Source organism: Sphingobium sp. HDIP04, from assembly GCF_000445085.1.
GTDB classification, from domain to species: domain Bacteria; phylum Pseudomonadota; class Alphaproteobacteria; order Sphingomonadales; family Sphingomonadaceae; genus Sphingobium; species Sphingobium indicum.
This window is the reverse complement of the sequence record NZ_ATDO01000109.1, coordinates 14,670-27,696: the sequence shown is the minus strand read 5'-3', so window position 1 is coordinate 27,696 and position 13,027 is coordinate 14,670. Positions and strand designations below refer to the sequence as shown.

Genomic DNA, 13,027 nt, shown 5'->3' with positions numbered 1-13,027 from the left:
TCCTGTTCCTGCGAAGGCAGGAACAGGGCGACATCATTCGGCGCCTTGTTGCCCTCCAAGCGCTTTGCGTTTGGCTTCGATGGCGCTAAAGCGCGGCGCATGACAAAACCTGCTCCCAAAGACTGGATTCTCGGCATTTCGCCCTATGTGCCGGGCAAGTCGGCCGCCGATGACGGGCGGCCGCTGGTGAAGCTGTCCGCCAATGAAAATCCGCTGGGCACCGGAGACGCGGCGCGGACCGCGCTGGCGGCGGCGACGGCGGACCTCGCCACCTATCCCGATCCGGGCGCGGCCAGGCTGCGCGAGGCGATTGCGGCGGCGCATGGGCTGGACCCGGCGCGGGTGATCTACGGCACCGGATCGGACGAGCTGCTGCATATCGCCGCCAGCGCCTATGCCGGGCCGGGGGACGAGATTCTCTACGTCCGCTACGGCTTTTCGGTGTACGACATCGCGGCGCGCCGCGTGGGCGCGACGCCGGTCGTCGCGCCGGACGCCGACTATGCGACCGATGTGGATGCGCTGCTCGCGGCGGTCACGGAAAAGACCAAGGTCGTCTTCCTCGCCAATCCCAACAACCCAACCGGCACCATGACGTCGCGTGAAGAAATTGCGCGGCTGCACGCGGGGCTGCGGCCCGACATATTGTTCGTGCTGGATCAGGCCTATGCCGAATATCTGGACGGGCAAGAGGATGATGGCGGGCTGGAACTGGCGAAGAATGCCTCCAATGTCTTCGTGACCCGGACCTTCTCCAAGATTTACGGGCTGGCGGCGGAACGGATCGGCTGGGGCTATGCCAGCGCCGATGTGATCGACGTGCTGCATCGCATCCGGGCGCCGTTCAACGTGACGACGGCGGGCCAGGCGGCGGCGGTCGCGGCGGTCCAGGACACCGCCTGGGTCGAGGCGAGCCGGGCGCATAACCGGCAATGGCGCGAATGGCTGGCGGGCGAAGTGGCTTCGCTGTCCAACCATGGGCTGCGCGCCGTGCCGAGCAAGGCGAATTTCCTGCTGATCCTGTTCGACGGCAAGCTGACCGCGGAGACCGCGATGAAGGGCCTGTGGGACGAAGGCTTCGCCACCCGCTGGCTGCCGGGGCAGGGGCTGCCCAACGGCCTGCGCATCACCATCGGCACGGAGGATCAGGTGCGCAAGGTCGCGGCCAAGCTGCGCGCCATGGCGGAAGCGGCCTGATGCTGCCATTTTCGCGCGTCACGATCATCGGGCTGGGGCTGATCGGTTCCTCGCTGGCGCGGGCGATCCGCGAATATATGCCGACGGTGCGGGTGACGGGCTATGACGCCGACGCGGGCGTGCGGGAGGTGGCGCGGGCCATCGACCTGACCGACGACGTGACCGATACGGCGGGCGCTTCGGTGATGGACGCCGATCTGGTCGTGCTGTGCGTGCCGGTGCGGGCCATGGGCGCGGCGGCGGCGGAGATTGCCGACGACCTGCCGGCCGAGGCGATCGTCAGCGACGTGGGTTCCTGCAAGGCCGACGTGCTGGCGCAGTTGAGCGCGGCGCTGCCGGGGCGCAAGGTCATTCCCGCGCATCCCGTCGCGGGGACCGAGAATAGCGGGCCGGAGGCGGGCTTCGCCTCCCTGTTCCAGGGCCGCTGGTGCATCGTCACGCCGCCCGCCGACGCCGATCCGGCGGCGGTGGAGCGCGTTTCCGAACTGTGGCGGCGCGTGGGCGCCGATGTCGAGACGATGGACCCCGCCCATCACGACCTGGTGCTGGCGGTGACGAGCCATCTGCCGCACCTGATCGCCTATACCATCGTCGGCACGGCCAGCGACCTGGAGGATGTGACCCAGTCGGAGGTCATCAAATATTCCGCCGGCGGCTTCCGCGACTTCACCCGCATCGCCGCGTCCGACCCGACCATGTGGCGCGACGTGTTCCTGGCGAACAAGGATGCGGTGCTGGAGATGCTCCAGCGCTTTTCGGAGGATCTGTCGGCCTTGCAGCGGGCGATCCGCTGGAATGACGGGGACGCGCTGTTCAACCTGTTCACCCGCACGCGGGCGATCCGGCGCTCGATCATCGAACAGGGACAGGACGATCCCAAGCCCGACTTCGGGCGTTCGCATTAAATAGCAGCGTGCTCCTGCGAAGGCAGGAACCCAGTTCGAACTTGCCCAAGCCAGCGAGGGCGGGACTGGACTCCTGCGTTCGCAGGAGCACGTCAGCCTATAAAGGCTCGTTCAGCGCATTGATCGCTGCATGGACGCGGACCTCGGCCTCGTTCCGATCCAGGCCGGGCGGAACGATCTCGCCCACCTTGTACGTGATCGTGCCGCTGCGCTTCATGAACTTGCCCCGCGGCGAAACCCGGCCGCTGTCGACCGCGATGGGCACTACCGGCAGGCCCAGCAGCACATAAAGCCCCGCGAAGCCGGCGCGTAACGGCGGCCTTTCGCCATGGGGGACGCGGGTGCCTTCGGGGAAGAGGCAGATGGCGCGGCCCTGCGCCGTCGTCGCCCTGGCGGCGGCGCGCAGGGCGCGCAGCGCGCTCGCCCCCGCGCTGCGTTCGATGGGGATCAGGCCATAGCGGCGGGCGATGCCGCCCCAGAGCGGAATGTCGAACAGCTCGCGCTTGGCGGCGATGGCCGGACGGTCCAGCAGGCAGAGCAGGTCGATCGTCTCGAACATCGATTCATGCTTGAGGATGTAGAGATAGGGCCCGTCCTCCAACCTTCCCTCGACCCGCACCTTCTGCCCCAGAAGCCAGCGCGCGCAGCCGCGATGAAAGCGGCTCCAGGCGGTGGCGACGCGGGGAATGGAGCGGGGCGCGACCAGATCCACCGCCATGGCCGCAAGGACGAACAGCAGCGACCCCGGATAGAAGATCGACATGAAGGCGAGGGATCGCAGCGCGGTCAGCATTCCGGGTGAACCGTTCAGATACCAATAAGCGCCGCCGCCCGGCGCAGCAGATATTTATTATATTCCCGCGCCAGCATGGTGAGGCTGGGGCGGCTGGGCACGGCGTCGTAGACCAGCGTGACCCGTTCCGGCAAGGCCTGCCGCAGTTCGAGCGCGGACCGGCGCATGTGCCAGTCGGTGGTGATGAGGCGCACCGTCTTGAAGTCGCGGCGTTCCAGCCAGTGCGCGGTCTCTATGGCGTTGGACCGGGTGTCGATGGCCTCGCGGCCAAGCGTGATGCAGCAGGAGAAGAGGCGTTCAGGCACCTTATATTGCGCGGCCAGCTCCACCGGGCGGACCGAGCGGTCCACGCCGGAGATCAGCATCCGCTTGGCCGCGCCGTCCTGAAGCAGGGCAAGGCCGCGATCGATGCGCCCCGCCCCGCCGGTCAGCACGACGATGGCGTCGGTCTGGCGGCCGTCCAGCGGCTGCGGCAGGAAAATCGCGAACCAGGCGAAGCCCAGCATCCATCCCAGCAGCGTGACGGCGATGAAGCGGACGATCACAGCAGCCGCCCCAGCGACCGCAACACCGTCCAGCGCGCCGCGATCCGCGCCAGCAGCACGCAACCCATGGGTATCGCGGCCAGCGCGACCCAGCTTGTCCATGGCAGTTGGACGGCGCTCAGCAGTTCCGATCCCGTCGCCATCAGCCGCGCCCCCAGCAGCAGGATCACCAGCAAGGCGCAGGTAAAGCCGAGCGCGCCGCCGAACAGCGCGTCCAGGCCGATGCGGCGCTGGAACAGCCGGGCGATCTGCACGTCGGTCGCGCCCATCAGGTGCAGCACGTCGATGGTGCCGCGATGGCTGTCATGCGCGGCGCGGGCAGCGAGGACGACCACTGCGCCGGTCGCCAGCGTCATCAGCACGACGATGCCGGCCGCCAGCCAGCCAAGCGCGGAAAGCAGGCCCGCGAGCGGCGCGAGGAAGGCGGCATGGGGTTCGATGCGGACCTTGGGCGAGAGGGCGCGGAGCTGGCGGCGGAGGCGCTCGATCTTCCCGTCCGTCTGGCCCGGCGTCAGTTCGATGTCGATCAGCGCCGGTATCGGCAGGTCGCCGCTGGCCGCGTCCTGCCCCAGCCAGGGGCGGATCTGCTCCGCAAGCGCGGCGGACGAAACCGGGCGGACGGCGCGGACCGTCGTGTCCTTGCGCAGCGCGGCGGCTATGCCCGCGCTCAGGCGCTCGCGCCGTTCGGCATGGGCTTCGACGATCTGCACCGTCGCTCGCCCGGCAAGGTCGGCCCCCATCGCCTTCACCGCCGCGCCCAGGCCCAGGCCGGCGGCGGCGGAAAGCACCGTCAGGAACATCATGATCGCGATGATCCATGGCATCGGCCCGGCCACCCTCCCCTCCGGCAGCAGCCGGTGGCGCGCGGCGGCGGCGGCGCGGCGATTGCCCATGGCGCCGGAGGACGCCATCAGCCGGCCGCCTGCGGTCGGGGCGGGTAGCGCAGCGATCCGGTGGGGTCCGACAGGCGGCCCTTGTCCAGCTTCATCATCTGCGCGCTGCCCACCTGCGCGATCAGCGGCAGGTCGTGGGTGGCGACGACGATGGTGGTGCCCAGCCGGTTCAGCGCCTCGAACAGGGTCATGAGGCGGCGGGCCATGTCGGCGTCGACATTGCCGGTCGGTTCGTCCGCCACCAATATTTCCGGGCGGCCGATGACGGCGCGGGCGATGGCGACGCGCTGCTGCTCCCCGCCCGACAAGGTGGCGGGGCGCGCCTGGCCCCGGTCGCCCAGGCCGACCCAGCTCAGCATCTCGCTCACCGGCGCGTCGATCTCGCCTTCCGCCAGGCCGGCGACGCGCAGCGGCAGGGCGATATTGTCATAGACGGACAGATGCGGCACCAGCCGGAAATCCTGGAACACCACGCCGATGCGGCGGCGGAAGCCGGGCAGGCGCTTGCGGGGCAGCGTCACCACATCCTCCCCGAACAGGCGGATGACGCCCCGGCTGGGCCGCTGGGCGAGGTAGAGCAGCTTCAGCAGCGACGTCTTGCCCGCGCCCGACGCGCCGGTCAGGAAATAGAAACCGCCGCTGGCGAGCGAAAAGCTGACGTCGGACAGCGTCTCGCTATCCAGACCATAGCGCAGGCCGACATTTTCGAACTGGACGATGGCCGACATGCGTCAATTTCAGCGCCTGCGCGCTCCCTGCTTCCCCGAGCCTCTAGCCATGGCACAGCGGACGGGCGGCCGTAAAGCCCATCCGAGGCCGACCCGGCCTGTTCCCGCGAGTCGCGGTCCATGCTGGCGGCATGCTTGAAGCCGCTTGCCCTCGAATCCAACTCATGCCTATGAAGCGTCATGATCCTGGTGTGTCCCAATTGCGCCACGCGCTATATCGTGCCGGACAGCGCCGTCGGCCCGAACGGCCGCCAGGTTCGCTGCGCCGCCTGCAAGCATAGCTGGTTCCAGGAGGGCGCCGCGCTCGCCCCGCGGGAGGAAGCGCTGGCGACTTCCGGCATGCCCGAAGTCGCGGCACCGCCGCCTCCCCCCGCGCCACCCCCTCCGCCGCCGCCTCCCCCTCCAGTCGAGGAACCTGCCGCGCCGACGGTCGAGCCGGTCGCGGCGCCCGAGGAGCCGGTCGCGCAGGCCGCATCCCCGGAAACGGCCAGGCCGGACTATCGTTTCGACGATGTTTACGGGCGCGCCGAAGCGGATGCGCGCGACGATTGGGCCGAACCCGAACCGGCCACCGCGAAGCCGCGCCGCAACCGGCTGAAGATCTGGACCTATGCCGCGCTCGCCTTCTGCCTGGCCGTCGGCGCGGCCGGCGGAGCGCTCTGGTATTTCGGCGCGCCTGGCTGGGCGGTCAATCTGGGACTGGTGCCGGAGGAAGGCGATCCCGACCTGCTCTTTTATCTCTCCAAGCCCGCCGAGCGGCGCAAGCTGCCGACCGGGGAGGAATATTTCGCCTTCGGCGCCCGGATCGTGAACAGCGGCAAGCAGGTGCTGCCCGTGCCGCCCGTATTGGTGCAGTTGCGCGACCGGCAGAACCGGCTGGTGTTCAGTTGGACCACCAAGGCGGACCGGACCAGCCTGAAACCGGGGGAGGAAGCGTCGATCAACGAAAGCCGGATCGACATTCCGAAAAATGCCGAGAATCTGTCGCTGACCTTCGTGCAGTGATTTGCGGAGAACCGGGCGTATAAGCGAGCCGTGCTCCTGCGAACGCAGGAGCCTAGTTCAGACGGGGGACTGGGCTCCTGCCTTCGCAGGAGCACGTTGCATTATTGGAGGGCGAGGCCCCTTCACGGATAGCTCACCGTCTTCGGCCGCCCCTGGGGGATCGGGATGAATTCCCGGTCGTCGCCGGGGATCAGCGGAAAGCGCATGGCTTCCCAATCCTCGCGGGCCTGCATCAGGCGGTCGGTGGAGGATGACACGAAATTCCACCAGACATGGCGAGGCGTCCGGAACGCCTCTCCCCCGCAGAGTATCGCACGGCCGCCGTCCACGCTCATCAACGCCGCCCTGATGCCGGGCCGCAGGACGTAGAGCGTCTGCGGCTGGAGCATCACCCCGTCCAGCGCCGCGTCCCCGCCAGAGACATAGATCGCCCGTTCCTCCGCATCCGCGTCGATGGGGACCGATCCGCCGGGGGCAAGCTGGATGTCGGCATAGACGGTGTTCGCATAGGTGGTGACGGGCGAGGTCTGGCCCCAGAGGCTGCCCATGATCACGCGGGCCCGCGCATGGCCGCCGTCGATGATGGGCAGGCCGCCCTCGCCCACATGTTCGAAGGCCGGGTCCATTTCCTCATAGCGGTCGGGCAGCGCCAGCCAGGTCTGGATGGCGGAGAGCTTCGACAGTTTCGCCCGGTCCTCGTCCGGCGACCGCTCGCTATGGACGATGCCCTTGCCCGCGGTCATCAGGTTCACCGCGCCCGGCTCGATCAACTGCTCCGTGCCCAGGGAATCGCGGTGAAGGAAGCTGCCCTCATACATATAGGTGACGGTGGCGAGGTTGATGTGCGGGTGCGGGCGCACGTCGACGCCCTGTCCCGGCGCGATCCGGGCGGGACCGGCCTGGTCGAAGAAGATGAAGGGGCCGACCATGGTGCGTTCCTTCGCCGGCAGGGAGCGATGGACCCGGAAATCGCCCAGATTATGGCTGGTCGGCGTGATCGTCTGGATGATCGGATCATTCTGGATGATGGATTCGGGCGGGGTCATGCTGCGTCCAGTTCGGGATAATGGCGGAAGACGTCTTCTTGGGTGAACGGCAGGCGCCGGTCACTTGCCAGATAATCCTGCAATCCGGGCAGCGCCGCAACCCGGTCATGCAGGTCGGAAAGGCGCGGGAAGGACGGCATCAGCGTCGCCATGCGCAGCGGAAAGGCATAGCGCAGCCCGGCGACCAGGTGGAACAGCGACAGGTCGGCATGGCTCCAGCGCTGGGCAGCCAGCCATTCGCCCGGTTCGGCGCTCAGCGCATGTTCGAAATAGGTCAGGAATTTTGGGATGCGGTGGGCGCGAAACCCGTGGGCGGCGCGTAGCGCTTCGGCCTTCTGCTCCTCATAATATAGGTCGGGACCGAGGGGATGGTGCACGTCATGCGCTTCCGCCACCATGTCCATGACGGTAAGCTGCACCTGCGCGAGCCAATAGCGGGGCTTGAGGCCCGCGGGTCCGCATTCGTGCCGTTCGGCCAGGTAGAACAGGATGTTGGCGGTCTGCGCCACGGTGCGCCCGTCCGTCACCAGATAGGGCGGCGCGAAGGCGGGGCCGGCGTCGTGCCGCTCCATGTCCGCCATCAGCGCTTCGTCGCCGTCGGCGCGGGCGCGGTCGCGATAGGGGATGCCGCACGCCTCCAGCGTCAGCCGCACGAACTCGCCGCGTCCGGCAATGGTTGACCAGTACCAGAAATCATAGGCCATGGGTTGCGCCTCCTTGGATGGCGGCACAACGCTTGAGCGGCGCTATGGTTACGCTTCGCCGGGGGCGCGGGCCTTGATCGCCAGGGCGTGGACCTTGTCGCGCAGCAGATCGGCCAGCGCGGCGTTGACCAGGCGCTGGCGGGCGACCCGGTTCCGGCCGGTGAAGCGGTCGGACACGATGTCCACGGTGAAGTGGCTTTCGCCCGATCCGTCATGCCCGGCATGGCCGCGATGCTTCTCGCTGTCGTCGATCACGGCGAGCCGTTCGGGGGCCAGGGCGGCGCGCAGCCGGGCTTCGATTTCGGTGGCGACAGGGCCTTTCAGAATCTCGGTCATGGCCCCTATATAGGCCCTTTGCCCGCAGTTGCATCAGGACAATCTTGGCCAGCGATCCCTTCTCGACCCGTCGTTTCAACCGTTTCCACGGCCGCGTGGAAAGCGACCGCCCCTGCGCGGTTCCGGGCTGCGAGGAGCCGGGAGAATTTCGCGCGCCGCCGCTGGAAGGAAGCGGATCGAACCGGGAGGGGCCGAATTGGCGCTGGCTGTGCCTGGACCATGTGCGCGAATTCAACCAGGGCTATAATTTCTTCACCGGCATGAGCCCGGAGGAGATCGCCGCCGCCCAGCGCCCCTATGCGGGATGGGAGCGGGAGACGCGGGCCTTTTCCTCCAACGCCGCCAGCCCGTCGCCCAAATGGTCGGATTTCCAGGATCCGCTGGATGCCATCGGCGCCCGGTTCAAGGAACGGGTGGCGAAGGCGCGGGCGGACAGCCGGATGCGGCAGGACGGGAAATTCCTCTCGCGGGACGACCGCCGGGCGCTGGACGTGATGGGCCTGCCGATCGATGCCGACCGCCGGGCGCTGCGGCAGCGCTATACCGAATTGCTGCGGCGCTTCCATCCCGACCATAATGGCGGCGACCGGAGCCATGAGGCGTCGTTGCAGGGGGTGATCGAGGCCTATCAGCTTCTGCGCAAGGCGGAGGCCTTTGCCTGAAGGCCCGGCGTTGATCGGACAGCAGGCCAATTTGGCCGAATGGGCTGCTTGATCCCGGCACGTTAAGGCCCCACTCTATCGACATGCCTGTCCCTGATGGTTAGGGCAGTGCCGACCAGCCGCTCGAAGAGACAAGAGAAATGACCGACATCCCGAACGTCCAGCCCGACACCCGCGCCGAAACGCTGCTGGCATCGCCCGACCGCGAAGTCGACGCGCGCGAAATGTTCGGCATCGATGTCGACATGAAGATTCCCGCCTTTTCGGAGGCTGACGAGCGCGTCCCCGACTTCGACCCCGCCTATGTGTTCGATCCGGACACCACCCTCGCGATCCTGGCGGGCTTCGCCTATAATCGCCGCGTGATGGTGCAGGGCTATCACGGCACCGGCAAGTCCAGCCATATCGAGCAGGTCGCCGCCCGCCTGCGCTGGCCGTGCATCCGCATCAACCTGGACGCGCATATCAGCCGCATCGACCTGGTCGGGCGCGACGCCATCGTCCTCAAGGAAGGCCAGCAGGTCACCGAATTCCGCGAAGGCCTGCTTCCCTGGGCGTTGCAGCGGCCCGTGGCCCTGGTGTTCGACGAATATGATGCGGGCCGCCCCGACGTGATGTTCGTGATCCAGCGCGTGCTGGAAACCGACGGCAAGATGACGCTGCTCGACCAGAACCGGGTGATCCGGCCCAATCCCTGGTTCCGCCTGTTCGCGACAGCCAACACCGTGGGCCTGGGCGACACGACCGGCCTCTATCACGGCACGCAGCAGATCAACCAGGGCCAGATGGACCGCTGGAACCTGGTGGTGGCGCTCAATTACCTGCCCGCCGCGACCGAGGCGCAGGTGGTGCTGGCCAAGTCCGGCGAATATGATCATGAGGGCGGCCGCAAGGAAGTCGAGAATATGATCAAGGTGGCGGAACTGACCCGCCAGGGCTTCATCAACGGCGACATCTCGACCGTCATGTCGCCGCGCACGGTGATTAGCTGGGCGCAGAATGCGCTGATCTTCAAGAATGTCGGCTTCGCCTTCCGCCTTAGCTTCCTCAACAAATGCGACGAGGCGGAACGGCCGCTGGTGGCCGAATATTATCAGCGCGTCTTCGGCAAGGATTTGCCCGAAAGCGTGGCGCACCGGGCAGCGTGACGTGATCGTCGTCGAACGGATCGATGCGGAGGGCGGGACCGCCCATCGGATCAGCATCAGAGGACATGAACTGATCGCGGACATGTCGGCGCCGGACGGTCATGACGCCGGGCCGGACCCGCATGACCTCTACGATTCGGCCCTGGGCGCGTGCAAGGCGATGACCATGCTCTGGTATGCGCAGCGCAACGGCATTCCGGTTGAGGGCATCCATGTCGGCGTGGTGCGCGACGCCAGCCAGGAGCGCAAGGGCGTCTACAAGCTGACGACGCGCATCGCACTGTCCGGCCCACTCAGCGCGGAACAGCATGACAAGCTGATCGCCGTCGCCGCGAAATGCCCGGTGCACAAGCTGATGAGCGAAGTCGAAACGCAGATCGAAACCATCGCCGTGCCCTATGTCGGGGAGGGCGAGAGGCCGTGAGCGAAACCGCCGCCCTGACGCCGGAGGAAGGCCGCCTGCCGCTGGAGAGCGCGTTCAACCTGCGCGACTTCGGCGGCTATGCGACGGCCGACGGGCGCTGCGTGAAGCGCGGCATGCTCTACCGGTCGGGGACGATGGCGCTGCTGACGGACGGGGATGCGGACCATCTCCGCTCGCTCGGCATCCGGGCGATCTGCGATTTCCGCCGCGGCAATGAGCGGACGGCCGAACCCACGCTCTGGCACGGGGCGGATGTCGATTATTTCTGCCGCGACTATACCGAAAGCAGCGGCCTGCTGGGCGAGATGCTCCAGCGCGACGGCGCCACGGCGGACGATATGCGGCGGACGATGATCGCCCTCTATCGCATGATTCCGGTGGACCATGCCGCATCCTATCGCGCCATGTTCGAACGGATCGCGGACGGTCGCGTGCCATTGCTGATCAACTGTTCGGCGGGCAAGGACCGCACCGGCGTCGGCGCGGCGCTGATCCTGGCGGCGCTGGGCGTGCCGCGCCCGACCATCGTCCAGGATTATCTGGCGACCAACGCCCATGCCGATTGGGACTGGCTGCTGGCGCAGCGCGACACGCTGGTGGCGCGGATGCGGCTGGCGGGGGCCGATATGCTCGAACCGCTGCTGAGGGCGGAATCGGCCTATCTGGATTCCTTCTTCGCGGCGCTGGATGAAAGCCATGGCGGCGTGGACGGCTATCTGAACGACATGCTGGGCGTCGACGCGGCGGCGCGGGATGCGATGCGCGGGATGCTGCTGGACTGATGGCCGACCGTTCGCCCCTCGACGCCTTCAAGGATGTGCTGTCCGGCGCGGCGCGCTCCATCGCCCGCGACGCGGAGGTGGAGGTGGGCTTCACCGCCGACACGCCGCATATGGCGGGCAAGGCGATCAAGGTGCCGACGCCCGGCCGCAACCTGCCCGCCGATCAGGTGGCGCTGGCGCGGGGCTATGCCGACGCCAATGCGCTGCGGCTGCGGCACCATAATGCGAAGGTCCACAACAGCGCCGCGCCCGCCGACGCGACGGCGCGGGCGGTCTATGACGCGGTCGAGCAGGCGCGGGTGGAGGCGATCGGTTCGCGGGCGATGGAGGGGGTGCGCGCCAACCTCAACCATGCGCTGGACCTGAAGTTGAAATCCGACCCGATCCGCCGCGCCCGTTCCGCCGACGAGGTGCCGCTGTCGACCGCGCTGGCGCTCAAGGTGCGCGAGCGGCTGACCGGGCAGGCCGCGCCGAAGGATGTGCGGGCGGGCCTCGCCATGGTCGACCAGTGGATCGAGGACAAGGCGGGCGCCGATCTGGACGCGCTGGCCATGGCGATAGACGACCAGCGCGCCTTCCAGAAGCTGACGTCCGCCATGCTGGAGCATCTCCAGTTGATCGACGCCGACGTGCCGCCCGAAACCGACGATTCCGAACCGCAGGAAGAGGGCGAGGAAGAGGAGCAGAGCCAAGAAGACGGCGACAGCGGAGAGGATCAGGCGGGCGACAGCGACGCCTTCGCGGAGGCGCGGGCCGAGGATCAGGGCGGCGACACCGAGGAGGGCGAAACCGAATATAGCGACGAATTCGACGCCGACAGCGAGGAAGGCGCGGAGGATATGGGCGAGGAAGGCATGATGCCGGTCCGCCCGAACCGGCCGATGGGCGACCTGCCGCCGGGTTTCGACTACAAGCCCTACACGCAGCTTCACGATGAGGTCGTGACGGCGGAGGATCTGTGCGACGAGGATGAACTGCTGCGGCTGCGCGGCTTCCTCGACCAGCAATTGGTGAGCCTGCAGGGGGCGGTGACCAAACTCGCCAACCGGCTCCAGCGGCGGCTGATGGCGCAGCAGTCGCGGTCATGGGACTTCGACCAGGAGGAAGGACTGCTCGACGCGGCGCGGCTGGCTCGGATCGTGATCGATCCGACGCGCTCGCTTTCCTACAAGATCGAGCGGGATACCGAATTCCGCGACACCGTCGTCACGCTGCTGATCGACAATAGCGGGTCGATGCGTGGGCGGCCCATCTCCATCGCCGCGATCAGCGCCGACATCATGGCGCGCACGCTGGAACGCTGCGGCGTGAAGACCGAGATATTGGGCTTCACCACGCGGGCGTGGAAGGGCGGGCAGAGCCGGGAGGACTGGCTGGCCGCCGGGCGTCCGCCGATGCCGGGGCGTCTCAACGACCTGCGCCACATCATCTACAAGAAGGCCGACGAACCCTGGCGCCGGGCGCGCAAGAATCTGGGCCTGATGATGCGCGAGGGGCTGCTCAAGGAGAATATCGACGGAGAGGCGCTGCTCTGGGCGCATGGCCGCCTGATCGCGCGCAATGAGGAACGCCGCATATTGATGGTGATATCCGACGGCGCGCCGGTCGACGATTCCACCCTGTCGGTGAACAGCGGCACCTATCTGGAGCGCCATTTGCGGCAGGTGATCGAGTGGATCGAGAATCGCTCGCCCGTGCAGCTCGTCGCCATCGGCATCGGCCATGACGTCACCCGTTATTATCGCCGCGCCGTGACCATCATGGATGCCGAACAGCTTGGCGGCACGATGGTGGAGCAACTCGCCGGATTGTTCGACGAAGACTAGGCCGTGCGCGTAGAGGCGCCACGGACGTTCGAA

The 13,027-nt window shown here is 67.6% G+C and carries 15 protein-coding genes; 8 read left to right on the top strand and 7 right to left on the bottom strand.

The window, feature by feature from the left end; all coding sequences use genetic code 11:
* The first annotated feature begins 99 nt into the window (after positions 1–99).
* Both hisC and L286_RS39470 read left to right on the top strand, forming a co-directional pair.
* Complete coding sequence (gene hisC / locus L286_RS39475; RefSeq protein ID WP_021223670.1) at positions 100–1,197, top strand: histidinol-phosphate transaminase; 1,098 nt, start codon at positions 100–102, stop codon at positions 1,195–1,197.
* Positions 1,197–2,102 (top strand): prephenate/arogenate dehydrogenase family protein, encoded by a 906-nt coding sequence (locus L286_RS39470; RefSeq protein WP_020820299.1) that lies wholly within the window; start codon positions 1,197–1,199, stop codon positions 2,100–2,102. Before hisC ends, L286_RS39470 begins: the two co-directional genes overlap by 1 nt.
* 97 nt (positions 2,103–2,199) lie before the next feature.
* On the opposite strand, the gene L286_RS39465 is transcribed toward L286_RS39470, so the two are convergent.
* Genes L286_RS39465 through ftsE form a run of 4 tightly spaced genes read right to left on the bottom strand, consistent with a single transcriptional unit; the run spans position 2,200 to position 5,061 of the window.
* Positions 2,200–2,895 carry a lysophospholipid acyltransferase family protein gene (locus L286_RS39465; protein WP_020820300.1) on the bottom strand — a complete coding sequence of 232 codons (696 nt, stop codon included), beginning with the start codon at positions 2,893–2,895 and terminating at the stop codon, positions 2,200–2,202.
* Between the two features lie 14 nt (positions 2,896–2,909).
* Complete coding sequence (locus L286_RS39460; protein ID WP_007687320.1) at positions 2,910–3,440, bottom strand: YdcF family protein; 531 nt, start codon at positions 3,438–3,440, stop codon at positions 2,910–2,912.
* Entirely contained in the window at positions 3,437–4,351 is a 915-nt protein-coding gene (locus L286_RS39455) for a cell division protein FtsX (protein ID WP_021223669.1), read from the bottom strand. Before L286_RS39455 ends, L286_RS39460 begins: the two co-directional genes overlap by 4 nt.
* Positions 4,351–5,061 (bottom strand): cell division ATP-binding protein FtsE, encoded by a 711-nt coding sequence (gene ftsE, locus L286_RS39450; protein WP_007687322.1) that lies wholly within the window; start codon positions 5,059–5,061, stop codon positions 4,351–4,353. Before ftsE ends, L286_RS39455 begins: the two co-directional genes overlap by 1 nt.
* Positions 5,062–5,241: 180 nt before the next feature.
* Between ftsE and L286_RS39445 the strand changes: the two genes are divergently transcribed.
* Entirely contained in the window at positions 5,242–6,066 is an 825-nt protein-coding gene (locus L286_RS39445) for an MJ0042-type zinc finger domain-containing protein (RefSeq protein ID WP_020820302.1), read from the top strand.
* Between the two features lie 122 nt (positions 6,067–6,188).
* Here L286_RS39445 and L286_RS39440 read toward each other — a convergent pair whose 3' ends face one another.
* Genes L286_RS39440 through L286_RS39430 form a run of 3 tightly spaced genes read right to left on the bottom strand, consistent with a single transcriptional unit; the run spans position 6,189 to position 8,152 of the window.
* Positions 6,189–7,112: a pirin family protein gene (locus tag L286_RS39440; RefSeq protein WP_020820303.1), complete on the bottom strand. Its 924-nt coding sequence runs from the start codon at positions 7,110–7,112 to the stop codon at positions 6,189–6,191.
* On the bottom strand, positions 7,109–7,816 hold the full coding sequence (locus L286_RS39435) for a glutathione S-transferase (RefSeq protein WP_020820304.1): 708 nt from the start codon (positions 7,814–7,816) through the stop codon (positions 7,109–7,111). The genes L286_RS39440 and L286_RS39435 overlap by 4 nt, the downstream gene beginning before the upstream one ends.
* A gap of 48 nt (positions 7,817–7,864) precedes the next feature.
* Positions 7,865–8,152 (bottom strand): BolA family protein, encoded by a 288-nt coding sequence (locus tag L286_RS39430; protein WP_007687326.1) that lies wholly within the window; start codon positions 8,150–8,152, stop codon positions 7,865–7,867.
* 44 nt (positions 8,153–8,196) lie between these two features.
* Between L286_RS39430 and L286_RS39425 the strand changes: the two genes are divergently transcribed.
* The 5 genes from L286_RS39425 (at position 8,197) to cobT (ending at position 12,994) form a co-directional block, all read left to right on the top strand.
* Positions 8,197–8,814: a J domain-containing protein gene (locus tag L286_RS39425; protein WP_020820305.1), complete on the top strand. Its 618-nt coding sequence runs from the start codon at positions 8,197–8,199 to the stop codon at positions 8,812–8,814.
* A 140-nt stretch (positions 8,815–8,954) separates the two neighbouring features.
* Entirely contained in the window at positions 8,955–9,962 is a 1,008-nt protein-coding gene (cobS, locus tag L286_RS39420) for a cobaltochelatase subunit CobS (RefSeq protein WP_020820306.1), read from the top strand.
* Between the two features lies 1 nt (position 9,963).
* Positions 9,964–10,386 carry an OsmC family protein gene (locus L286_RS39415; protein WP_020820307.1) on the top strand — a complete coding sequence of 141 codons (423 nt, stop codon included), beginning with the start codon at positions 9,964–9,966 and terminating at the stop codon, positions 10,384–10,386.
* Positions 10,383–11,168 (top strand): tyrosine-protein phosphatase, encoded by a 786-nt coding sequence (locus tag L286_RS39410; RefSeq protein ID WP_020820308.1) that lies wholly within the window; start codon positions 10,383–10,385, stop codon positions 11,166–11,168. The genes L286_RS39415 and L286_RS39410 overlap by 4 nt, the downstream gene beginning before the upstream one ends.
* The gene (cobT, locus tag L286_RS39405; protein ID WP_020820309.1) at positions 11,168–12,994 is read left to right on the top strand and encodes a cobaltochelatase subunit CobT; all 1,827 of its coding nucleotides are present in this window, start codon (positions 11,168–11,170) and stop codon (positions 12,992–12,994) included. Before L286_RS39410 ends, cobT begins: the two co-directional genes overlap by 1 nt.
* Positions 12,995–13,027 lie beyond the last annotated feature (33 nt).